Origin of the sequence: Enterobacter cloacae complex sp. IR5459 (assembly GCF_049238005.1) — a bacterium.
Taxonomy (GTDB): domain Bacteria; phylum Pseudomonadota; class Gammaproteobacteria; order Enterobacterales; family Enterobacteriaceae; genus Enterobacter; species Enterobacter hormaechei_C.
The window spans coordinates 25459-47300 of record NZ_JBMKIG010000013.1; the positions used below are offsets into that span (position 1 = coordinate 25459).

Annotated in this window: 22 protein-coding genes; 12 read left to right on the forward strand and 10 right to left on the reverse strand. The window is 57.5% G+C overall.

The window, feature by feature from the left end; all coding sequences use genetic code 11:
- Positions 1-9: 9 nt before the first annotated feature.
- Positions 10-900 (reverse strand): sulfolactaldehyde 3-reductase, encoded by an 891-nt coding sequence (yihU, locus tag ACOTX4_RS21570; RefSeq protein WP_023323900.1) that lies wholly within the window; start codon positions 898-900, stop codon positions 10-12.
- A gap of 155 nt (positions 901-1055) precedes the next feature.
- Here yihU and ACOTX4_RS21575 point away from each other — a divergent pair, with 155 nt between their 5' ends.
- The 6 genes from ACOTX4_RS21575 to fabY all read left to right on the forward strand — a co-directional run bounded on the left by ACOTX4_RS21575 (position 1056) and on the right by fabY (position 5800).
- Positions 1056-1952 (forward strand): sugar kinase, encoded by an 897-nt coding sequence (locus tag ACOTX4_RS21575; RefSeq protein ID WP_003861942.1) that lies wholly within the window; start codon positions 1056-1058, stop codon positions 1950-1952.
- Between the two features lie 34 nt (positions 1953-1986).
- Positions 1987-2787, forward strand: a complete 801-nt coding sequence (locus ACOTX4_RS21580; protein ID WP_003861944.1) for a DeoR/GlpR family DNA-binding transcription regulator — start codon at positions 1987-1989, stop codon at positions 2785-2787.
- 118 nt (positions 2788-2905) lie between these two features.
- The gene (yihX, locus tag ACOTX4_RS21585) at positions 2906-3505 is read left to right on the forward strand and encodes a glucose-1-phosphatase (RefSeq protein ID WP_003861947.1); all 600 of its coding nucleotides are present in this window, start codon (positions 2906-2908) and stop codon (positions 3503-3505) included.
- Positions 3499-4380: a virulence factor BrkB family protein gene (locus ACOTX4_RS21590; RefSeq protein ID WP_023315055.1), complete on the forward strand. Its 882-nt coding sequence runs from the start codon at positions 3499-3501 to the stop codon at positions 4378-4380. The genes yihX and ACOTX4_RS21590 overlap by 7 nt, the downstream gene beginning before the upstream one ends.
- Entirely contained in the window at positions 4377-4814 is a 438-nt protein-coding gene (dtd, locus tag ACOTX4_RS21595) for a D-aminoacyl-tRNA deacylase (RefSeq protein ID WP_015569909.1), read from the forward strand. The genes ACOTX4_RS21590 and dtd overlap by 4 nt, the downstream gene beginning before the upstream one ends.
- A gap of 44 nt (positions 4815-4858) precedes the next feature.
- On the forward strand, positions 4859-5800 hold the full coding sequence (fabY, locus tag ACOTX4_RS21600) for a fatty acid biosynthesis protein FabY (protein ID WP_015569910.1): 942 nt from the start codon (positions 4859-4861) through the stop codon (positions 5798-5800).
- An 8-nt stretch (positions 5801-5808) separates the two neighbouring features.
- Here the strand turns inward: fabY and ACOTX4_RS21605 are convergent, their stop codons facing one another.
- From ACOTX4_RS21605 to fdnG, 5 genes are all read right to left on the reverse strand, one after another.
- Complete coding sequence (locus ACOTX4_RS21605) at positions 5809-6729, reverse strand: alpha/beta hydrolase (protein ID WP_023323897.1); 921 nt, start codon at positions 6727-6729, stop codon at positions 5809-5811.
- A 315-nt stretch (positions 6730-7044) separates the two neighbouring features.
- Entirely contained in the window at positions 7045-7974 is a 930-nt protein-coding gene (gene fdhE, locus ACOTX4_RS21610) for a formate dehydrogenase accessory protein FdhE (RefSeq protein WP_023323896.1), read from the reverse strand.
- On the reverse strand, positions 7971-8606 hold the full coding sequence (gene fdoI, locus ACOTX4_RS21615; RefSeq protein ID WP_003861958.1) for a formate dehydrogenase cytochrome b556 subunit: 636 nt from the start codon (positions 8604-8606) through the stop codon (positions 7971-7973). Before fdoI ends, fdhE begins: the two co-directional genes overlap by 4 nt.
- The gene (gene fdxH / locus ACOTX4_RS21620) at positions 8603-9505 is read right to left on the reverse strand and encodes a formate dehydrogenase subunit beta (RefSeq protein ID WP_003861960.1); all 903 of its coding nucleotides are present in this window, start codon (positions 9503-9505) and stop codon (positions 8603-8605) included. Before fdxH ends, fdoI begins: the two co-directional genes overlap by 4 nt.
- A gap of 12 nt (positions 9506-9517) precedes the next feature.
- Positions 9518-12568: a formate dehydrogenase-N subunit alpha gene (gene fdnG / locus ACOTX4_RS21625; protein ID WP_086527948.1), complete on the reverse strand. Its 3051-nt coding sequence runs from the start codon at positions 12566-12568 to the stop codon at positions 9518-9520.
- Positions 12569-12939: 371 nt separating this feature from the next.
- Between fdnG and fdhD the strand changes: the two genes are divergently transcribed.
- Positions 12940-13776 carry a formate dehydrogenase accessory sulfurtransferase FdhD gene (fdhD, locus tag ACOTX4_RS21630; RefSeq protein ID WP_032660806.1) on the forward strand — a complete coding sequence of 279 codons (837 nt, stop codon included), beginning with the start codon at positions 12940-12942 and terminating at the stop codon, positions 13774-13776.
- A gap of 114 nt (positions 13777-13890) precedes the next feature.
- Positions 13891-14103 (forward strand): DUF1471 domain-containing protein, encoded by a 213-nt coding sequence (locus ACOTX4_RS21635; protein WP_003861966.1) that lies wholly within the window; start codon positions 13891-13893, stop codon positions 14101-14103.
- A gap of 39 nt (positions 14104-14142) precedes the next feature.
- On the opposite strand, the gene ACOTX4_RS21640 is transcribed toward ACOTX4_RS21635, so the two are convergent.
- A complete protein-coding gene (locus ACOTX4_RS21640) occupies positions 14143-14466 on the reverse strand; it encodes an AzlD domain-containing protein (RefSeq protein WP_003861969.1) in 324 nt (107 codons plus the stop codon).
- Entirely contained in the window at positions 14466-15125 is a 660-nt protein-coding gene (locus ACOTX4_RS21645) for an AzlC family ABC transporter permease (RefSeq protein ID WP_022652076.1), read from the reverse strand. Before ACOTX4_RS21645 ends, ACOTX4_RS21640 begins: the two co-directional genes overlap by 1 nt.
- 102 nt (positions 15126-15227) lie before the next feature.
- Here ACOTX4_RS21645 and ACOTX4_RS21650 point away from each other — a divergent pair, with 102 nt between their 5' ends.
- From ACOTX4_RS21650 to ACOTX4_RS21665, 4 genes are all read left to right on the forward strand, one after another.
- Positions 15228-15776, forward strand: a complete 549-nt coding sequence (locus ACOTX4_RS21650; RefSeq protein ID WP_003861973.1) for a helix-turn-helix domain-containing protein — start codon at positions 15228-15230, stop codon at positions 15774-15776.
- A 17-nt stretch (positions 15777-15793) separates the two neighbouring features.
- Positions 15794-16789, forward strand: coding sequence for a LacI family DNA-binding transcriptional regulator (locus ACOTX4_RS21655; RefSeq protein WP_003861974.1), 996 nt, complete (start codon positions 15794-15796; stop codon positions 16787-16789).
- A 105-nt stretch (positions 16790-16894) separates the two neighbouring features.
- The gene (locus tag ACOTX4_RS21660) at positions 16895-19018 is read left to right on the forward strand and encodes an alpha-galactosidase (RefSeq protein WP_063938201.1); all 2124 of its coding nucleotides are present in this window, start codon (positions 16895-16897) and stop codon (positions 19016-19018) included.
- Between the two features lie 44 nt (positions 19019-19062).
- The gene (locus tag ACOTX4_RS21665; RefSeq protein WP_003861977.1) at positions 19063-20340 is read left to right on the forward strand and encodes an MFS transporter; all 1278 of its coding nucleotides are present in this window, start codon (positions 19063-19065) and stop codon (positions 20338-20340) included.
- Here the strand turns inward: ACOTX4_RS21665 and rhaM are convergent.
- Both rhaM and fucO read right to left on the reverse strand, forming a co-directional pair.
- Entirely contained in the window at positions 20328-20642 is a 315-nt protein-coding gene (gene rhaM, locus ACOTX4_RS21670; RefSeq protein ID WP_022652074.1) for an L-rhamnose mutarotase, read from the reverse strand. The genes ACOTX4_RS21665 and rhaM overlap by 13 nt on opposite strands.
- Entirely contained in the window at positions 20639-21787 is a 1149-nt protein-coding gene (fucO, locus tag ACOTX4_RS21675) for a lactaldehyde reductase (protein ID WP_045331511.1), read from the reverse strand. The genes rhaM and fucO overlap by 4 nt, the downstream gene beginning before the upstream one ends.
- Positions 21788-21842 lie beyond the last annotated feature (55 nt).

Genomic DNA, 21842 nt, shown 5'->3' on the forward strand with positions numbered 1-21842 from the left:
CCTTTCGTATCAGTGTGATTTTTTCAGCCCGGCAGATGCGCGAACCTGTTCAAGAATGGCCGTCCAGTCCTCGCGCCCGCGCCCGGCGGCGCGTGCCTGGTTGTAAACTTCGCGGGAGGCCGCGCCCAGCGGCATCGGAACGTGGAGCTGGTTGGCCACGTCGAGGGCGATCCCCAGGTCTTTATGCGCAAGGTCGATCATGAAGGCGGGAGAAAGATCCCCTTTCAGCACCTTGTTCGGCCAGGATGTCGTGAAGTGGCCTTTACCCGCAGGCGTACCGCTCATGACCTTGAGCGCCACGTCAAAGGAGAGGCCAAGCGCTTCGCACAGCACGGCGGCCTCGGCGGAAAGGGCGTTCAGGGCAATGCTCATGTAGTTATTGATAAGCTTCACGCGGATGCCCATGCCTGGCCCGCCGGCGTTAATCAGCTCATTGCCCATCGCCATTAAGACCGGGGTGGCGCGCTCAACCTGCTGGGCCGTGCCGCCTGCCAGCAGGAGCAGCGTGCCGGCGATGGCATGGTCAGAGGTGCGTCCGACGGGCACGTCCATCAGGCTGAAGCCTTGCTCAGCCATGTCGCGTATCAGCGCGTCGGTTTGCAGCGGGTGAATGGTGGACATATCAATGACCAGCGCGTCGCGGGATAACCCTTCGCACACGCCGTGCTCGCCGAACAGGACGCTGCGCACCAGGTCGCCGTTGGGCAGCATGGTGATGACGAACTCGGCATCCGTTGCGGCCTGTGCTGGCGTAGCCGCCGCCCGAGCGCCGCTCTCTACCAGCGCCTGAACCGCCTGCGGGTTCACATCAAAAACGTTAAGCTGGTGGCCCTGTTTCAACAGATTCTTCGCCATGGGCGCGCCCATCTGTCCTAAGCCGATAAATGCGATTGCTGACATGCCTCTCTCCTGTCACATTGTGTCAATTTTTGCGCGTTTGTAGTGTCTGTTTTTGATCGTATTTGTAATTTATAGTCAAAAAATTGACACGGGTCACTTTTTAAACATTTGGTGAAATTAAAATGAAGGCATCAGAAATCGCAGAAGGAATCACCATGACTCGCATCGTTTGTGTCGGCATTACCGTGCTGGATCGCATCTGGTATCTCGATGATTTACCGAAAGAAGGTGGGAAATATGTCGCAAAAGACTATACGGAAGTGGGCGGTGGCCCGGCGGCAACGGCGGCAGTGGCAGCCGCGAAACTGGGCGCGGAAGTGGATTTTATTGGCCGGGTGGGGGACGACGATACCGGCAGACGACTGCTTGCGGAGCTGGAATCCCTGGGGGTGAACACCCGCTATACGCGCATAGTTAAGGGAGCCCGATCGTCGCAATCGGCGGTGCTGGTGGACGCAGGTGGGGAAAGAGTGATTGCCAACTACCCCAGCCCCGATCTCCCTGCGGCGGCAGACTGGCTGCATGAAATCGACTTCTCGCAGTGGGACATTGTCTTAGCCGACGTGCGCTGGCATGACGGGGCAAAACAGGCATTTACCCTGGCCCGCCAGCAGGGCGTACCGACGTTGCTTGATGCGGATGTCACCCCGCAGGACATCGCGGATCTGATTGCCTTAAGCGACCACGCGGCCTTCTCCGCGCCGGGATTGCGGCGTTTAACGCAGCGGGATGAAACCGAAAACGCGCTGAAGAAAGCACAAACGCTCACAAATGGACATGTGTATGTTACGCAGGGGCGAGACGGCTGCTTCTGGCTGGAAAACGGCGCACTGTGTCATCAGCCCGGCTTTGAGGTGAACGTGGTGGATACCACGGGGGCGGGCGACGTGTTCCACGGTGCGCTGGCGGTCAGTCTGGGGCAACAATCGTCCACTTCAGACGCCGTGCGTTTTGCCAGCGCCGTCGCAGCGCTGAAATGCACAAAGCCCGGCGGGCGCGCGGGTATACCCGACTGTGATCAAACCCGCTCTTTTTTGTCACTTTTTGTATAAAATGCGGGGCGTGATGGTTTTCAGAGGACAGCCCATGAGCCTTACCGAACTGACCGGCAACCCGCGTCACGATCAGCTGCTGACGCTGATTGCCGATCGCGGCTATATGAACATTGATGAACTGGCGCAGCTGCTGGATGTGTCGACGCAAACCGTGCGCCGGGATATCCGTAAGCTCAGCGAGCAGGGGCTGATCACCCGTCATCACGGCGGCGCGGGCAGGGCATCCAGCGTGGTCAACACGGCGTTCGAACAGCGTGAAGTCTCGCTTACCGAAGAGAAACGGGCGATTGCCGAAGCGATTGCGGACTATATTCCCGACGGTTCGACCATTTTTATCACCATCGGGACGACCGTGGAGCACGTTGCCCGGGCGCTGCTTAACCATAATCATCTGCGCATCATCACTAACAGCCTGCGGGTGGCGCACATTCTTTATAAGAATCCGCGCTTTGAGGTGATGGTGCCCGGCGGTACGCTGCGCCCGCATAACGGCGGCATTATCGGTCCTGCGGCAACGGCGTTCGTGTCAGGATTTCGCGCAGATTACCTGGTCACCAGCGTCGGGGCGATAGAGCACGACGGCGCGATGATGGAATTTGACGTTAACGAAGCCAGCGTGGTGAAAACCATGATCGCTCACTCCCGTCACATTTTACTGGCGGCCGATCATACGAAATACCACGCCTCCGCGGCGGTTGAAATTGGCAACGTGGCGCAGGCGACGGCGCTGTTCACCGATGAGCTGCCCGGCCCGGCGCTGCAAAATCACCTCAAATCCAGCAAGGTTGAGGTTGTCGAAGTCAATTCCGGAGAAGAGCAGCAGGCTGGCTGATCATCCTATGGCCCGATATTGCGATTCGGGCCTTTCCTTTCTCTAAGCTGAATCTGGCGCATAGCTAAAGTTTCTCTTTCCCGCTACAGTTACTTCTCCACGGCGAAAGGAGATAAACATGCTTTATATCTTTGACTTAGGAAATGTAATCGTCGATATCGATTTTAACCGGGTGTTGGGCGCATGGAGCGATTTTAGCCGTGTTCCGCTGGCGACGTTAAAGCAGAATTTCGCGATGGGTGAGACTTTCCATCTGCACGAGCGCGGTGAGATCAGCGACGAAGCGTTCGCAGAGCGTTTCTGCCAGGAAATGGGTCTTTCGTTAAGCTACGAGCAGTTTTCCCACGGCTGGCAGGCCATATTTGTCGCGATCCGCCCGGAAGTGATCGACATCATGCACAAGCTGCGCGAGCAGGGGCATCGTGTTGTCGTGCTGTCTAATACTAACCGCCTGCATACCACCTTCTGGCCGGATGAATACCCGGAAATTCACGCGGCGGCAGATAAAGTGTATCTCTCCCAGGAGATGGGGATGCGTAAACCTGAGGCGCGCATCTATCAGGCAGTATTGCAGGAAGAAGGATTCACGGCAGCGGATGCGGTCTTTTTTGACGACAACGCCGATAATATAGAAGGGGCTAATCAGTTAGGTATCACCTCCATTCTGGTGACCGGAAAAGAGACGATACCGAACTACTTTGCGAAGCAGTTATGCTAAAAACCGTTCATCAAAAAGCCAATCACCACACGCGCCCGCTGAGGGCGTGGCTGAAACTCCTCTGGCATCGCATTGATGAGGACAACATGACCACGCTGGCGGGCAATCTCGCTTACGTGTCGTTGCTCTCGCTGGTGCCGCTGGTGGCGGTGATTTTTGCGCTTTTTTCGGCATTTCCAATGTTTGCCGATGTGAGCATGCAGCTTCGCCATTTTGTTTTCGCAAACTTTATTCCTGCCACCGGCGATGTGATCCAGAACTACATTGAGCAGTTTGTCGCAAACTCCAGCAAGATGACGGCGGTGGGGGCGTGTGGGCTTATTGTTACCGCGCTGCTGCTGATGTACTCCATCGACAGTGCGCTCAACACCATCTGGCGGAGCAAAAAAGTCCGCCCGAAGGTTTACTCCTTTGCCGTCTACTGGATGATTTTAACCCTTGGCCCATTGCTGGCGGGGGCAAGCCTGGCGATCAGCTCCTACCTTCTTTCGCTGCGCTGGGCGACCGACTTAAACAGCGTGATCGATAACGTGCTGCGTATCTTACCGCTGATTTTATCGTGGCTTTCGTTCTGGCTGCTCTACAGCGTGGTACCAACCACGCGCGTACCCAACCGGGATGCCGTGGTGGGTGCGCTGGTCGCGGCGTTGCTCTTTGAGCTGGGCAAGAAAGGATTCGCGCTTTATATCACCATGTTCCCCTCTTATCAGCTGATTTACGGTGTGCTGGCGGTGATCCCCATTTTATTTGTCTGGGTCTACTGGACGTGGTGTATCGTCTTGCTTGGCGCCGAAATAACTGTCACTCTCGGAGTCTACCGCGAACTCAAAAAAGCAGCAGAAGCTGAAAAACAACAAGAAGCAGACCAACCATGATTGCATTGATTCAGCGCGTAACCCGTGCCAGCGTCACCGTGGCGGATGAGGTGACGGGTGAAATTGGCCCAGGACTTTTGGTGCTCCTGGGTGTCGAAAAAGATGACGACGAACAAAAAGCTAACCGCTTATGTGAGCGCGTGCTGGGCTACCGCATTTTCAGCGATGCGGAAGGCAAGATGAACCTGAACGTTCAGCAGGCGGGCGGCAGCGTGCTGGTGGTTTCCCAGTTCACGTTGGCTGCGGATACCGAACGCGGCATGCGGCCGAGTTTTTCGAAGGGCGCGGCACCGGATCGCGCAGAAGCCCTATACGAGTACTTTGTTGAGCGCTGTCGCCAACAGGACATGAATACACAAACCGGACGATTCGCTGCGGATATGCAGGTTTCGCTGGTGAACGATGGCCCCGTCACATTCTGGCTCCAGGTATGAGCCAACTGGCGGTATGGCCGCGGGTAACAAGAGAGAGTACAGCTATGTATCACCTTCGAGTACCGCAAACGGAAGAAGAATTAGACGCTTATTACCATTTCCGCTGGGAAATGCTGCGCAAACCACTGCATCAACCGAAAGGCTCTGAACGCGACGCCTGGGACGCGATGGCGCACCACCAGATGGTGGTTGATGAAGAGGGCAACCTCGTTGCCGTGGGACGTCTGTACATCAATGCCGACAACGAAGCTTCAATCCGCTTTATGGCCGTTCATCCCTCCGTGCAGGACAAAGGCCTTGGAACGCTGATGGCAATGACGCTGGAATCCGTTGCCCGTCAGGAAGGGGTCAAGCGCGTCACCTGTAGCGCCCGCGAAGATGCCGTTGAGTTCTTTGCCAAGCTTGGTTTCGTGAATCAGGGGGAAATCACCGCCCCGCAAACTACGCCGATTCGTCACTTTTTGATGATCAAACCCATCGCCACGCTGGACGATATTCTCCATCGCGCCGACTGGTGCGGGCAGCTCCAGCAGGCGTGGTATCAGCACATACCGCTCAGTGAAAAAATGGGCGTGCGTATTCAGCAGTATACCGGACAAAAATTTATCACCACCATGCCGGAAACCGGCAACCAGAACCCGCACCATACCCTGTTTGCCGGCAGCCTGTTTTCACTCGCCACGCTCACCGGATGGGGACTGATCTGGCTGATGCTGCGCGAACGTCATCTCGGCGGCACCATTATTCTGGCCGATGCCCATATCCGCTACAGCGCGCCGATCAGCGGCAAGCCGAGCGCGGTAGCTGACCTGGGCGCACTGGGCGGCGATCTCGACCGTCTGGCGCGTGGACGTAAAGCACGCGTACAGATGCAGGTTGAGCTGTTCGGCGATGAAACGCCAGGCGCGGTGTTTGAAGGCACCTATATCGTTCTGCCTGCGAAGCCGTATGGCGCGTATGAAGAGGGTGGGAACGAGGAGGAGTAGTCTCCTTCTCACTCTCGCCCGGCATGGTTAATGCGCCAGGCAATATCTCGCATAATGTCTCGCGCTGACTGGCTAATTCCACCCAACTGGAAGAAGCCGTGAATTACACCCCGCCATTGTTGAGCGGTACACTTCACGCCTTGCGCCGTGAGGCGCTGATAAAGCGCCTCGCCTTCGTCGCGTAACGGATCATACTCAGCGGTAACAATATGGACCTTCGGCAGACCGCTAAAGTCGTTGCGCCACAGTGGACTGACTTCAGGATGCTGACGGTCGGCTCCAGCCAGATACATTTCATAGCCGCTCAAAAGGGTATCGCGAGTAATCACGTAATCCATGCCGTTGAGGGTATAGCTTTCAAAACTGGCCGTGGCGTCGAGCATGGGATAGATAAGAATAAGCTGCGCAGGTTGCCACAGCCCTTTAACCTTAAGCCGCAGCGCCGTTACCAGCGCCAAATGCCCTCCTGCGCTGTCTCCACAGAGGGTGAGTCGGTTCTTATCCACGCCTAATTCGTCTGCATACTGCCAGACCAGATTCGCACCTCTTTCAGCATCGTCATGTGCGGCGGGGAAGGTATGCTCCGGCGCCAGTCTGTACTGAATCGCAATCACCCGGCAATTGCCGTAGTAGGCTAACTGACGGAGCTGGTTGTCATGGGTATCAAAGCCGCCGCTGATAAAACATCCGCCGTGGTAGTAGATGGCAGCAGGCAATATTTCAGGCGCATTGAGAGGTGAAAATACCCGAATGGTAAGACCCTCAAGAACAAGCGTCTCCAGCTGAACGCGCGTTTCGGTCTTCCCGGCAAGCTCCGTGCTGGCAATATAGCCTGCTCGTCGTACCTCAATTGTCTGGCGACGCGATGAGGGGCGACCTGCAGCGATAAATCCTTGAACCAGCCGTTCAATACCCTTTTCCAGTGCCATGAAAACACCTTTTAACTGTATGAATGTACAGCTTTATAGCCTGGTTTGATTCAAAAGAAAACAAGAATATTATTGAGGGGAAAAGTCTTGAAAGCTGCTCGCAAAGGCGAGAGCTTTTTTATTATCTGCTTTCGTCACAGACATAAAGTGCGGATGTTGCCTGAGATTTGCCGTGGAAGCGATGCTAAAGCGATAACGCGTCTTTAGACGGATCCTGGACTACGGGCTGAAGAGCATCTGGCATATAAGACGGCAGGTATTGCTGTCGAGGTGTAGGCCGGGCAAGCTCGCGCCGCCCGGCACTGTCACAGGAGATTACTCCCCTTCACCCGGGAACAGGAACGGGTTGATCGAGCTGCGGGCAAAGCCCTCCTGCTCCATTTTGGCGTCCAGAATCAGCGAGGCGAGATCGTCGGCCACCGCTTCGACTTTCGGGTCTTTTTCCTGATACAGAATCTTCAGGTAAGTCCCGCAGTCGCCGCAGCTTTCGGCTTTCACCGCCGCGTCTTCGTTTTCCAGCGACCAGTAGTTCAGATCGCGGGTCTGCTCGCAGTTGCTGCACTTCACGCGCACCACGTGCCATTCGGTTTCACACAGGTTGCAGTGCAGGTAGCGCAGCCCCTGTGTCGTACCAATCTGTACCATGCTGGAGACTGGCATTGAACCACACACCGGACAGAACTGGCGCGCTTCGCCGTATTCGGCGCGGGCTTTGCCTGGGATCAGGCTCGCCATTTGCGCCCAGTAGAGCGACAGCGCAGCCCAGATGAACGGCGCTTTATCGCTGCTCACCAGCGAGAAGTCGGAGGCAAACAGCGCGCTCGCCATCTCTTCCAGCTCTTGCTCTGAGGCTTTTTCCAGGTTCTCAATGACCGCCAGCGCCGTACCGCTCATCTCCGGCTTCAGCTCGGCGATCAGGGAATGCAGCAGCTTATGCCAGTGCTTGTCGCGCGGCAGGACGTGAATATCCAGCGGCGGTTTGCCCTGCTCGTTGGCTTCTTTGATGCGTGCGGTCAGGTCCATTTGCAGCGGATGGTCGTACAGCACCACTTCCTGCGCATGGGCGACCAGCGCGGCAAAACGCAGAAAATCGCCCAGCGGGTTGTTCTCTGCCAGCTCGCGCAGACGCTCTGCGCGGCGGTTGTAGAGGTTCTTGAGTCTGGGGAATAACAACGGCGGAATATACTCCGCCGTACGTTTCTCGCTCGACCCCAGCTCATCTTGCGGGATTATGCGAATACTCATTCAGATGACTTTTCCTGTTTCTGGCGGACTTCACGGTACCAGCGCGGGTGATGTTTCTTCGCCCACGTTTTGGTGACCCAGCCTTCCACCATCGCGGTAATGGTGCCTTTCACCCAGAGGGCGGCGTAAATATGCACCATGATAACCACAATTAACGCCACTGCGGCAAATGAATGCAGCATTAGCGCAAATCGGATCACCGGGATTGAGAAAGCAGGCGCAAAGTACGGACGCCAGATGATCACGCCGCTCACCAGCAACAGGACCAGGAAGATAATCGCCGCCCAGAATACGCATTTCTGGCCGAAGTTATAACGCCCGGTATCACCCACTTCCTCGTTGACGACGATCTTACGAATATTCTTCGCCCAAAAGATATCATCCCGATTGATTAGGTTATGGTGCCAGTAACGGAAAAACATGATGATGAACGACGCGAACATGATGACGCCCACAAACGGGTGCAGTATACGCGCCAGCTGTGGTGTCCCCATGATCTGCATCAGCCAGTTGAAGGACGGGAAGAAGAACCCCAGCCCGCTTATCGCCGCCAGCATGAAGCAGAAGGCGGTGACCCAGTGGTTGATACGTTCCGGCGCGGTGTAGCGCACGATGGTGTCACGTTTTCTCATTTGCGCACCTCGTCTTTCTCTTCATGCAGGTTGTCGTCTTCCTCTTCCGCGCGGTTCGGACCAACGCCGACGTAGTGGAAGATGCTCGCTGCGAAGGTGGCAGCAAAACCGACCGCGGCCAGCGGTTTCCAGATACCTTTCCAGAACTTCACGGTGGCGCTGATTTCCGGGTTCTCCGGCAGGCCGTGATACAGGTTCGGCTTGTCGGCGTGGTGCAGCACGTACATGACGTGCGTACCGCCAACCCCGGCCGGATCGTACAGGCCCGCGTTATCGTAACCACGGGTTTTCAGCTCGCCCACGCGCTCTGCCGCCAGCGTTTTCATATCCTCTTTGGAGCCAAAGTGGATAGCGCCGGTTGGGCAGGTCTTCACGCACGCTGGCTCCTGGCCGACATTTACGCGGTCAACGCACAGCGTACATTTGTAGACGCGGTTGTCTTCCGGGTTCATGCGCGGCACGTCGAACGGACAGCCCGCAATGCAGTAGCCGCAGCCAATGCACTGCTCGGACTGGAAGTCGACGATGCCGTTGGCATACTGAATGATAGCCCCTTCTGACGGACACGCCTTCAGGCAGCCCGGATCCGCACAGTGCATACAGCCGTCTTTGCGAATAAGCCATTCCAGCTTGTCGTTCTGCTCCACTTCCGAGAAACGCATTACCGTCCAGGACTTGGCGGTCAGGTCCGCCGGGTTGTCGTACACCCCGACGTTGTGACCCACTTCGTCACGGATGTCGTTCCACTCAGAGCAGGCCACCTGACAGGCTTTACAGCCGATACAGGTGGTCACGTCGATAAGCTTCGCCACTTCCTGCTGGTGGTCCCGCGCCTGAGGCGCGGGCGTGAAACCGTTAGTCGCGGAACGACGGATAATGTCTTGAGATTGATAAGCCATAAGTCGTCTCCGTTACACCTTTTCCACGTTCACGAGGAAGGCCTTAAACTCCGGCGTCTGCGTGTTCGCATCACCGACGAACGGCGTCAGGGTGTTCGCAATGAACCCTTTCTTCGCCACGCCCTCATAACCCCAGTGAATCGGGATGCCGATGGTATCCACCTGCTGACCGTGAACGTTCAGCGTGCGAATACGCTTGGTCACCACCGCCTTGGCTTTGATGTAGCCGCGGTTAGAGGAGACCTTCACGGTATCGCCATGGGCAATGCCGAGTTTGTTCGCCAGCTTCTCGCCGATCTCCACAAACTGTTCCGGCTGCGCGATGGCATTCAGCAGCGCGTGCTTGGTCCAGTAGTGGAAGTGCTCGGTCAGACGGTAAGTGGTGCCGACATACGGGAACTTGTCCTTTTTACCCAGCGCTTCAAAATCGCTCTTGAAGATACGGGCTGCCGGGTTAGAGACCACGTTCGGGTGCAGCGGGTTAGTACCCAGCGGCGTCTCAAACGGCTCGTAGTGTTCCGGGAATGGCCCTTCCGCCATCTTATCGATAGCAAACAGACGGCCCATCCCTTCAGGCTGCATGATAAACGGCCCGACATCGCTGCCTGGTGCGGCAGTGCTGTAGTCCGGAATATCCACGCCGCCCCATTTCGCGCCGTCCCACTTCAGAAGCTGACGCTTCGGATCCCACGGGTTGCCCTGCGGATCAGCGGAGGCACGGTTATAGAGGATGCGGCGGTTAAGCGGCCACGCCCATGCCCAGCCCAGCGTATTACCGAGGCCCGACGGGTCGGCGTTATCGCGGTTGGCCATCTGGTTGCCTTTCGGCGTCCAGCTCCCGGCAAAGATCCAGCAGCCGCTTGACGTCGTACCGTCATCGCGCAGGTGCGCGAAGGTGCTGAGCTGATCGCCTTTCTTCGCCAGCACCGCACCGGTCGCCGGGTCGATAACGTCCGCCAGCGCTTTACCGTTGCTCTCCATGGCCACTTCTTCCGGCGCTGGGTTTTCCGGCGTCGAGTAGTTCCAGGTCATGTTCAGTACCGGCTCAGGCGTTGCGCCGCCCTCAGAGGCGTACATCTTACGCAGGCGTAAGAAGATGCCGGCCAGGATCTCGCCGTCATTCAGGGCGATGCCCGGGGCGTCTGCGCCTTTCCAGTGCCACTGCAACCAGCGGCCGGAGTTGACGATAGACCCGTTCTCTTCCGCGAAGCAGGTGGACGGCAGACGGAACACTTCGGTCTGAATCTTCGACGGATCGACGTCGTTCGACTCACCGTGGTTCTGCCAGAACGTCGACGTTTCGGTATTGAGCGGGTCAATCGTCACCAGGAACTTCAGCTTCGACAGAGACTCGACAACCTTGTTCTTGTTCGGGAACGACGCCACCGGGTTAAAGCCCTGGCAGATATAGCCGTTGACCTGGCCCTGGTGCATCATTTCGAAGTACTGAAGTACGTCGTAACCTTTGTCCCACTTCGGCAGCCAGTCAAAGCCCCAGCTGTTTTCCGCCGTCGCCTTGTCGCCGTAGAAGGCTTTCATCAGCGAGACGAAGAACTTCGGATAGTTGCCCCAGTAGTTCACCTGGCCTTCGAGCAGCGGTTTTGGCGTGCTGGCCGTCAGGTAGGTTTGCAGGTCAGTCTGTTTCTCGCTCGGCAGGTTCATGTAACCCGTCAGGCTCTGAGACAGCAGGCCGAGGTCGGTCAGACCCTGTATGTTGGAGTGACCGCGCAGGGCGTTCACGCCGCCGCCTGCCATCCCCATGTTGCCGAGGAGCAGCTGAACCATCGCCATGGTGCGGATGTTCTGCGCGCCGATGGAGTGCTGCGTCCAGCCGAGCGCATACAGGAACGACGCGGTTTTATCTTTCGCGCTGGTTTCCGCAATCAACTCGCACACCTTCAGGAAATCCGCTTTCGGCGTCCCACAGATGTTTTCGACAACCTCCGGCGTGTAGCGGGAAACGTGCTCTTTCAGCAGGTTCCACACGCAGCGGGGGTGTTGCAGGGTGGTGTCGCGCTTCGCAAAGCCGTTTTCGTCCAGCTCGTAGTTCCAGCTGGTTTTGTCGTACTTGCGTTTTTCGGCGTCGTAACCGCTGAACAGGCCATCTTCGAAGTGGTAATCCTCACGCACGATCAGGCTGGCGTTGGTATAGGCTTCGGTGTACTCGCGGTTATATTTTTCGTTGGTCATCAGGTACAGCAATACGCCTGACAGGAAAGTGATGTCAGTACCTGAACGAATAGGGGTGTAGAAATCCGCCACTGACGCTGTACGCGTAAAGCGGGGATCGATCACAATCAGCTTCGCGCCGTTGTGGATTTTGGCTTCCATCGCCCAGCGGAACCCGACAGGGTGCGCTTCAGCGGCGTTACCGCCCATCACCACAATAAGGTTGGCGTTCTTGATGTCGACCCAGTGGTTGGTCATCGCACCGCGACCAAATGTTGGAGCAAGACTTGCTACCGTTGGTCCGTGTCAGACACGCGCCTGGTTGTCGACCGCGAGCATACCGAGTGCGCGCGTAAATTTCTGGGTTAAATAGCCGGTTTCGTTACTGGACGCTGAAGCACACAGCATGCCGGTGGAGAGCCAACGGTTAACGGTGGTGCCTTCGGCATTCTTCGCGATAAAGTTGGCATCGCGGTCTTCTTTCATCAGCTTAGCGATGCGATCGAACGCTTCTTCCCAGCTGATTTGCTGCCATTTGTCAGAGCCGGGAGCGCGATACTCAGGAAACTTCAGGCGGCTTTCGGAGTGGATAAAATCTACCAGACCGGCCCCTTTCGGACAGAGTGCACCACGGTTTACCGGGTGATCCGGATCGCCTTCGATGTGGAAAATAGATGCTTTGGCGTTTTTCGCACCGTCGCCGAGGCTATACATTAACAGCCCACAGCCGACGGAGCAGTACGTACAGGTGTTACGGGTTTCGCGGGTGCGCAGCAGTTTATACTGCCGTGTTTCCGCCAGCGCTACACCGGGCGCAAAGCCCAGTGCCGCCGCCGTGGTGCCTGCCATACCGCCAGCGCAGATCTTAAAGAACTGCCTTCTGCTGACCTGCATGGGTCACTCCTTGGTTCATTACGACATTGCTATGTAGTTTTACTTTGCGGTTGAGAATTAACCGCAAAGGAGAAAAATTTGCGTTAATCCCTCATTTCTCCGAGGGATAAGCCCAGAATACCACAATGTCGGTACGCCTGTTCCAACGGGGTTAAAACAAAGTGAACGTATTATCACGGCATTGATTATAAAATGTGATATCAATCACATTTTAACCTGTGCATGTTAAAGAGGTGTAGCAGGTGATCGGTTGCACCCCTCCGTATTGAGTAGGAGAATGGTTGCTGAAAAGTTGATCCATACTATGCGTAAGGCCTGCCGTTTGTGTTGCAATAGCAGGCTCACTTCCGTGGTTGTTCAGGAATACCGTTGTGTCTAAACAAAACCGTGTTGCCCACGCGTCGCCACTGCCTGCGGGTATTGTGGAACTGTCGGTACACAGACCGCCTCACATTTCACATGCCACGCCGGATTTTCTGGCGGAAGAGGTCCCCGTTGCCCTGGTTTACAACGGTATTTCGCATGTGGTGATGATGGCCTCGCCGAAAGATCTGGAGCTGTTCGCCATAGGTTTTTCCCTCTCGGAAGGCATCATTGCGCATCCGCAGGAGATCTACGGCATGGATGTGGTTCATGCCTGTAATGGTCTTGAAGTGAAAATCGAACTCTCCAGCCGCCGCTTTATGGGGCTGAAAGAGCGCCGCCGGGCGCTGGCCGGACGTACCGGCTGCGGCGTGTGCGGCGTTGAACAGCTTAACGATATCGGCAAACCCATTATCCCGCTGCCGTTCACCCAGACGTTCAATCTGGCGCACCTTGATCGGGCGCTTGAGCACCTGAACGACGTGCAACCCATCGGTCAGCTCAGCGGCTGTACCCACGCGGCGGCATGGATATTGCCGTCAGGCAACATTGCCGGCGGTCATGAAGATGTGGGCCGCCACGTCGCGCTGGATAAGCTGTTAGGTCGCCGCGCTCGGGAAAGCAACGTCTGGCAGCAGGGCGCGGCGTTAGTCTCCAGCCGCGCCAGCTATGAGATGGTGCAAAAGTCCGCCATGTGCGGCGTGGAAATTCTGTTTGCGGTGTCAGCGGCAACCACGCTGGCGGTGGAAGTGGCGGAGCGCTGCAACCTGACGCTGGTGGGGTTCTGCAAGCCGGGTAGAGCAACTATTTACACCCATCCGCAGCGATTGATAGTTGATCAGTAATTTTGAATGAGTATAGCAAATCCTTCCGCTTTTAGTTGTTCATGATGAGGTCTAATATTTATCTCATCAAGGCACGGCGCCTTATCTAAACAACTTAACGAAAGGGTTTATCTCATGAAAAGCATCAAAACTTTTGTCGCAGTAATCGCTCTGGCTACCTCTTTTGGTTCTTTCGCTGCGCAGACAGTGACCGCATCCGCCTCTACCCTGGATGGTGCAGAAGCTAAAATCGCTGCACAGGCTCAGGAAGCGGGCGCGTCATCCTACAAAATTACCCAGGCATTCACCGGTAACCGCGTACACATGACCGCTGAACTGAACAAATAATTCCGCTATACCGTCGAAAGAGCGCCCCTGGGGCGCTTTTTAGTTTATGCCTGCCAGACGCAGCAGTGCGGTCACCACCGCCGCCGCGACGATCACCACAATTAACGGCATTTTGCGCCAGGCCAGAAACACCGCGAACCCCACGCCCAGCACACGTGCCATCCCGGCAAAATGGTCCCCTTCATAAAACGTTGTCGCCAACGCGACGGAGAACAGCAAAACGGTAGCCGCGTCTGAAAGCAGCGCCTGCGACCGTTCTGAAAGCGCCAGCCGGTTGCCAAGCTTCGCTCCGCCAAGACGCATCAGATAGGTTCCGGCAGAAAGAATGGCGATGCCGAGAATAAAGACCGTCATGTTTTCCATTATTTTTTCCTCGCGGCAAGGCCGAGCAAAGAGAGCAGCACCGGCAGACCCACCGGCGCAAACGGTACGGCGGCCAGCGACAACACTGCGCCGCTACAGGCGCGGATCAGCGTGGTACGGTTTTTAAATGCCGGCACCACTAACGCCAGCAGGATCGCCGGGAACACCGCGTCCAGCCCGATGGTTTCCGGGTCTGGCAGCAGCTTGCCGACCATCGCCCCCAGCACCGCCCCCAGCGGCCAGATAATTGCCACGCCCAGGCCGCACAGCCAGTAGGCCGCTTTACGCTGCTCGGCGGTTTTTTGCGAAAGGCCGAACACCACGCTTTCATCGTTCATGATATGACAGCCCAGAAAGCTCAGGCCGCGCTTGCCCACCAGGTCACGCACCGTTACGCCGAACGGCACATGGCGCGCGTTTACCAGTAAACCGGCCGCGGCCGCTGCCAGCGGATTGCCGCCGCTTGCCACGATGCCAATAAACATAAACTCGGATGCGCCTGCCAGCACCGTGAGGGAGAGGACAAACGGCACCCACAGCGGGAAACCGTAGGCCATCGCCAGTGAGCCATAAGACATGCCGACTACGCCCACCGCGAGGCAGACCAGGACGATCGCTTTTATCGTGTCGCCTTTCAGACAGGAGAGGTGTTTCTTCATACCATTTTAGCCATATCGAACGTATTTCCATTATAATGAACGCATCAAAATCGTTTTACAAGGCGAACGATTCGTTCGTTATAGAGAGAAAGAGGCCGTTTTATGACGCAGCCAATCAGCGTGATCGCCAAAAGCCTGGTACGAGAACGCCTGCGAACCGGGCTCTCACTGGCGGAAATTGCCCGCCGTGCCGGGATCGCCAAATCCACGCTTTCACAACTGGAGTCTGGCAACGGCAATCCTAGCCTGGAAACGCTGTGGTCGCTTTGCGTGGCGCTGGATATTCCGTTTGCCCGGTTACTGGAGCCGCAGCAACCCGTCACGCAGGTGATCCGCCGCGGCGAGGGCACAAAAGTCGTCGCCGGGCAGGCGAACTACGAGGCGATTTTGCTCGCGGCGTGTCCGCCGGGCGCGCGTCGTGATATCTATCTGCTGCTGACTCAGCCGGGGGCAGACCGTATTTCCCAGCCCCATCCGCCTGGTTCGGTTGAGCATATTATCGTGACCCAGGGGCGGGCGATGGTCGGTCTGATCGACGCGGCGGAAGAACTCGGCCCGGGAGATTACATTTGCTACCCTGCTGACCAGCCGCATATCTTTAAGGCGCTGGAGCCCGATACGCACGCGCTGCTGGTGGCGGAACAAAACTAAAGAAGATACGGAAAATCATGTCGCTTAAAGCCATTGCCAAAGAACTGGGGCTGTCTGTTACCACCGTCAGCCGCGCCCTCAACGGATATGACGACGTTTCTGCTGAGACGCGCGCCCGCGTGGAAGCGGAGGCCCAGCGCCGTGGCTACCGACCAAATACCTTTGCCCGTCGCCTGAAGATGGGCAAAATCGACGCCGTCGGGCTGGTATTTCCGGTGCATCCTGTTCCGCTCAATAACAGCGTTTTTATGGACATGGTCGGCGAAATTAGCCACGAACTGGCGCGACATGAGATTGACCTGCTGCTCATCGCTGACGACGATCTGGCGGACAAACACAGCTATATGCGCATGGTGCAGAGCCGACGCGTGGATGCGCTGATAGTGGCGCATACGCTGGATCACGATCCGCGTCTTGAGCAGCTTCAGGCCGCCGGGTTTCCGTTCCTGGCGCTCGGCCGCAGCCAGCTCCCGCAGCCGTACGCGTGGTTCGATTTCGACAACTATGCCGGTACGTATCAGGCCACCCGCTGGCTGATCGAGAAAGGCCATCAGCGCATTGCGCTGCTGGGCGAAAGCAACAACCAGGCATTCATCACCCAGCGCCGCCAGGGCTACCTGGACGCGCTGCGGGAAGCCGGACTTTCCAGCGAATGGCTGCGCGCCATGCCTCCTTCGCGCCGCGTGGGTTATGCCACCACGCAAGAACTTCTCTCCCTGCCGCAGCCGCCCACGGCCATCATTACCGACTGCAACACCCACGGCGACGGCGCAGCGATGGCCCTGGCGCAGATGGGACGCTTAACCGGTGAAAATGCCGTCTCGCTGGTGGTCTATGACGGCTTACCGCAGGACAGCATTGTCGATATCGACGTCGCGGCGGTGATCCAGTCTACCCGTCAGGGCGTCGGGAAACAGATTGCCGATATGGTGCGCCAGTTGATTAACGGCGACGACATTGACACCCTTCAGGTGCTCTGGCAGCCAGAATTCTCCCCAGGCCAGACGGCCTAATCACACGAAAAATTCCAAACCCGATCACAGATCCGAAACGTTTTGGTTTGTATCCGAAACGTTTCGGATCAAAACTCAGGACATCCCGATGACAGGAGATGTCCGATGCAAGATGCCATTTTTCGACTTGAAAGCAATACGGTTGACGTGGTGCTAAAAACTCACCCGTTCGCCGAAATTCTCTACTGGGGGCCGCACCTTCAGCACTTCTCGCCGCAGGATGTCCTGAGTATTGCGCGCCCGGTTGCTAACGGCAGGCTGGACGTCGACTCCCCCGTCACGCTGATGGCAGAGCTGGGGCATGGGCTGTTTGGCTCGCCGGGCATCGAGGGGCATCGCCAGGGGCTGGACGGATCGCCGGTATTTAAAACCACGCAGGTGCAGCAGGCGTTAAACGCCCTGACAATCACTGCTGAAGACGAGCATGCAGGCTTGCGCCTGACCAGTGAAATAACGCTGGATGCCAGCGGCGTACTGGTGGTGCGCCATGGGTTAACCAACCTGAAAACGCTGGCGTGGCAGGTGGATCGCTTTGCCGTTACGCTGCCGGTGGCCGAACGCGCGCAGGAGGTGATGGCCTTCCACGGACGCTGGATCAGGGAGTTTCAGCCGCACCGCGTTACGCTTGAGCACGACAGCTTCGTGATTGAAAACCGCCGGGGTAAAACCTCCCACGAACATTTCCCGGCACTGATTTCAGGTACGCCGTCATTCAGTGAAATGCACGGCCACGTCTGGGGTGTGCATCTGGGCTGGAGCGGCAACCATCGCCTGCGCGCAGAGGCGAAAACCGATGGCCGCCGCTATATGCAGGCCGAAGCGCTCTACCTGCCGGGTGAAATGGCGATTGAAGAGGGGGAAACGCTCTGGACGCCACGCCTGTATGCCAGCCACTCCCCGCACGGGCTGAACGGCATGAGCCAGCAGTTCCACCGCTACCTGCGCGATAACGTTATCCGCTTCCCGGAAGATAAACCGCGCCCGGTGCATCTCAACACCTGGGAGGGGATCTACTTCGACCACGATCCGGACTACATCATGCGCATGGCCGACGAGGCCGCAGCGCTGGGCGTGGAGCGCTTTATCATTGACGACGGCTGGTTCAAAGGCCGCAACGACGACCACGCCGCGCTGGGCGACTGGTATCTGGACGAGAAAAAATACCCGAACGGCCTTAAGCCGGTGATCGATCACGTTAAACAGCTCGGCATGGAGTTTGGTATCTGGGTTGAGCCGGAGATGATTAACTCGGATTCCGATCTGTACCGCGCGCACCCTGACTGGGTGCTGGCGCTGCCGGGCTACGCCCAGGCGACCGGGCGACATCAGCTGGTGCTCAATCTTAATATTCCTCAGGCCTTTGATTATCTGGTCGAGCGCATGAGCTGGCTGCTGGGCGAACACGCGGTCGACTACGTGAAATGGGACATGAACCGCGAGCTGGTGCAGCCAGGGCACAAGGGCAAAGCCGCCGCCGACGCCCAGACGCGCCAGTTTTATCGCCTGCTGGACGTGCTGGGCGAGCGTTTCCCGCACATTGAGTTTGAATCCTGCTCCTCCGGCGGCGGGCGAATCGATTATGAAGTGCTGACCCGCTGCCACCGCTTCTGGGCGTCCGACAATAACGACGCGCTGGAGCGCAACACTATCCAGCGCGGCATGAGCTACTTCTTCCCGCCGGAGGTGATGGGGGCGCATATCGGTCATCATAAATGTCACGCTACCTTCCGCCAGCACAGCATTCAGTTCCGCGGGCTGACGGCGCTGTTTGGTCACATGGGGCTGGAGCTGGATCCGCTCACCGTCGACGCGCAGGAGCGTGAAGGCTATCGACATTACGCCGCGCTGTATAAGCGGTGGCGCGGGGTCATTCATCACGGCACCCAGTGGCGCGTGGATATGCCGGACGCCACCACCCTGGCGCAGGGTATAGTGAGCGAAGACAAGACGCAGGGGCTGTTTTTGGTCAGCCAGCTCGCGATGCCGGATTACACCCTGATGATGCCGCTGCGCATGCCGGGGTTAGACGCCAGCGCGCAGTACCGCATCACGCTGCTCGATCACCCGAACATTCAGATTACGGGCGAGGGCGGGCACACCATGCGCAAGCTGCCGGCGTGGATGGACGCGCCGCAAACGGTAAGCGGTGAATGGCTGATGCAGGCGGGTATTGCGCTGCCGATTCTGGATCCGGAAACCACCATTCTGATTGGTGTGGAACGCGTGTAAGGGTGACGGGCCGGGCAACCGGCCCTCCGTTGAGGATAAAAATAATGAACACAACAACCTGTACCCACAAAGACAACCCTAACTTCTGGATCTTCGGGCTGTTCTTCTTTCTCTACTTCTTCATCATGGCCACCTGTTTTCCGTTCCTGCCGATCTGGCTGTCGGACATCATCGGCCTGAACAAAACCCATACGGGGATTGTTTTCTCCTGCATCTCGCTGTCGGCCATTGCCTTCCAGCCGGTGCTGGGGGTCATTTCGGACAAGCTGGGGCTGAAAAAACATTTGCTTTGGATCATTTCGGTGCTGCTGTTCCTGTTCGCGCCGTTCTTCCTGTACGTCTTCGCCCCGCTGCTGAAAACCAATATCTGGCTGGGGGCGCTGAGCGGTGGGTTGTATATCGGCTTTGTCTTCTCAGCGGGTTCGGGGGCGATTGAGGCCTACATTGAACGCGTGAGCCGCAACAGCTTTTTTGAGTACGGCAAGGCGCGCATGTTCGGCTGTCTCGGCTGGGGGCTGTGCGCCTCAACGGGCGGCATCCTGTTCGGCATCGATCCGTCGTATGTTTTCTGGATGGGATCGGCGGCGGCGCTGTTGCTGATGCTGCTGCTGGTGGTCGCGAAACCGAAGCCCAACCAGACGGCGCAGGTCATGAACGCCCTGGGCGCGAACCAGCGGCAGATCACTGCTAAAACCGTGTTCAACCTGTTCCGCCAGCGCAGAATGTGGATGTTCATCCTGTACGTGATTGGCGTGGCCTGCGTATATGACGTCTTCGACCAGCAGTTTGCTACCTTCTTCAAAACCTTCTTCGCCACGCCGCAGGAGGGGACCCGCGCCTTTGGTTTCGCCACCACAGCGGGGGAAATCTGTAACGCGATCATCATGTTCTGCTCGCCGTGGATCATTAACCGCATCGGTGCGAAAAACACGCTGCTGATTGCCGGGGTGATCATGGCGACGCGCATTATCGGATCGTCGTTTGCCACCACCGCCGTGGAGGTGATTGCCCTGAAGATGCTGCACGCGCTGGAAGTCCCGTTCCTGCTGGTGGGGGCATTCAAGTACATCACCGGGGTGTTTGATACGCGCCTGTCGGCCACCATCTACCTGATTGGCTTCCAGTTTGCCAAACAGTCGGCGGCGATCTTCCTCTCCGCCTTTGCCGGAAATATGTATGACCGGGTCGGCTTCCAGGAGACGTATCTGATACTGGGCTGTTTCGTGCTGGCGATCACGGTGGTGTCGGCGTTTACGCTGAGTGGCAGGCGGGAGATTGCTGCTACCGCTGGGGCAGCAGCGTTAACACATCAGTCCAGGTAAAACACCTCGTTCAGCGCCGCACTCACCGGGCTGTTGTCAGGGTTAGACGGCATAACGTCAGCCATATGTTTCCACCAGCGCTGGCAGACATCGGTGTTTGCCACCGCATTCCAGCGCTCCTCCGATTCAATCTCCACGGTTGCAAACAGCAGGTTGCGGGCTTTGTCGAGGTAAATGGCGTAGTGGTGCGCACCGTGGGCTTTCAGTACCGCTTCCAGCTCGGGCCAGATCGGGTTGTGGCGACGCGCGTACTCCTCGTGCGCGTCCGGGTTTACCTGCATCACAAACGCTTTGCGGATCATAAAGCCTCCAGGTACAGCTCGCGGACCTCATCGCGGCTGGCGGTGCGCGGGTTACACGGCGCGCACGGGTCGGCGAGAGCTTTATCCAGCCAGCCTTCAATATCGGCTTTGGTCACGCCGAGCTGGCTAAATCCGGACGGAATGCCGACCCGGGCGCTCAGGTCGCGAATCGCCTGAATGGCTGACATGCTGGCCGCTTCATCGCTCATGCCGCGCGTGTCAACGCCCATCGCCTGCGCCACGCGGGCAAATCGGACAACCGCGTTCGGGCGGTTAAAGTTTTCGATGATCGGCAGCAGAATGGCGTTGCACACGCCGTGCGGCAGGTTGTGCGTCGCGCCCGGCTGGTGCGCCAGGGCATGCACCAGCCCCAGACCGGCGCTGTTAAACGCCATGCCCGCCAGATACTGACCAAAAGCCATCTGCTCGCGCGCTTCCAGGTTGTGACCGTCGTCGACCGCTTTCGGCAGCCAGAGGTTGATCAGGCGAATCGCCTCCAGCGCGTTGGCATCGGTCAGCGGGTGCGCGCCGACGGACACGTAAGCTTCAATGGCGTGAGTCAAGGCATCCATGCCGGTTGCGGCGGTCACGGAGGCCGGAATATCAAGCATCACGCTGGCATCGTCCACGGCGATATCCGGGATGATGTTCGGGTCGATAATCACCTCTTTCACCTGTCGTGCGGCGTCAATGATCACCGCGTTGCTGGTCATCTCCGCTGCCGTGCCTGCGGTGGTGTTGATCGCCACCAGCGGCACGCCCGCGTTTTTCACCTTGCCGACGCCAGAGTAATCGGTTGACGGACCGGGGTTGGCGGTGAGGATTTTGATTGCCTTGGCGGTATCAATCGGGCTGCCGCCGCCAAAGGCAATCAGGTAATCACACTCCGCATCCTGATATGCCGCATAGCCTTTTTGCACCAGCGCTTCCGTCGGATTCGGGAATACCTCATCGAACAGGTGATACGACATCTGATGGGCGTCGAGCGCGGTAAACAGGCTGTCGAGCAGGCCCAGCTTCACCAGCTGACCGTCGGTGACAATCAGCGCTTTTCCCCACTGTTTGTTTGCCACCAGATTGACCATATCGCCGATCGCGCCCGCGCCGTGCAGGCTGATTTTGGGGAGTGCCAACATAAAGCTCATGATAATTCTCCTTAATTACTGTGAATTTTATGCCCGGCGGCGCTGCGCTTGCGCG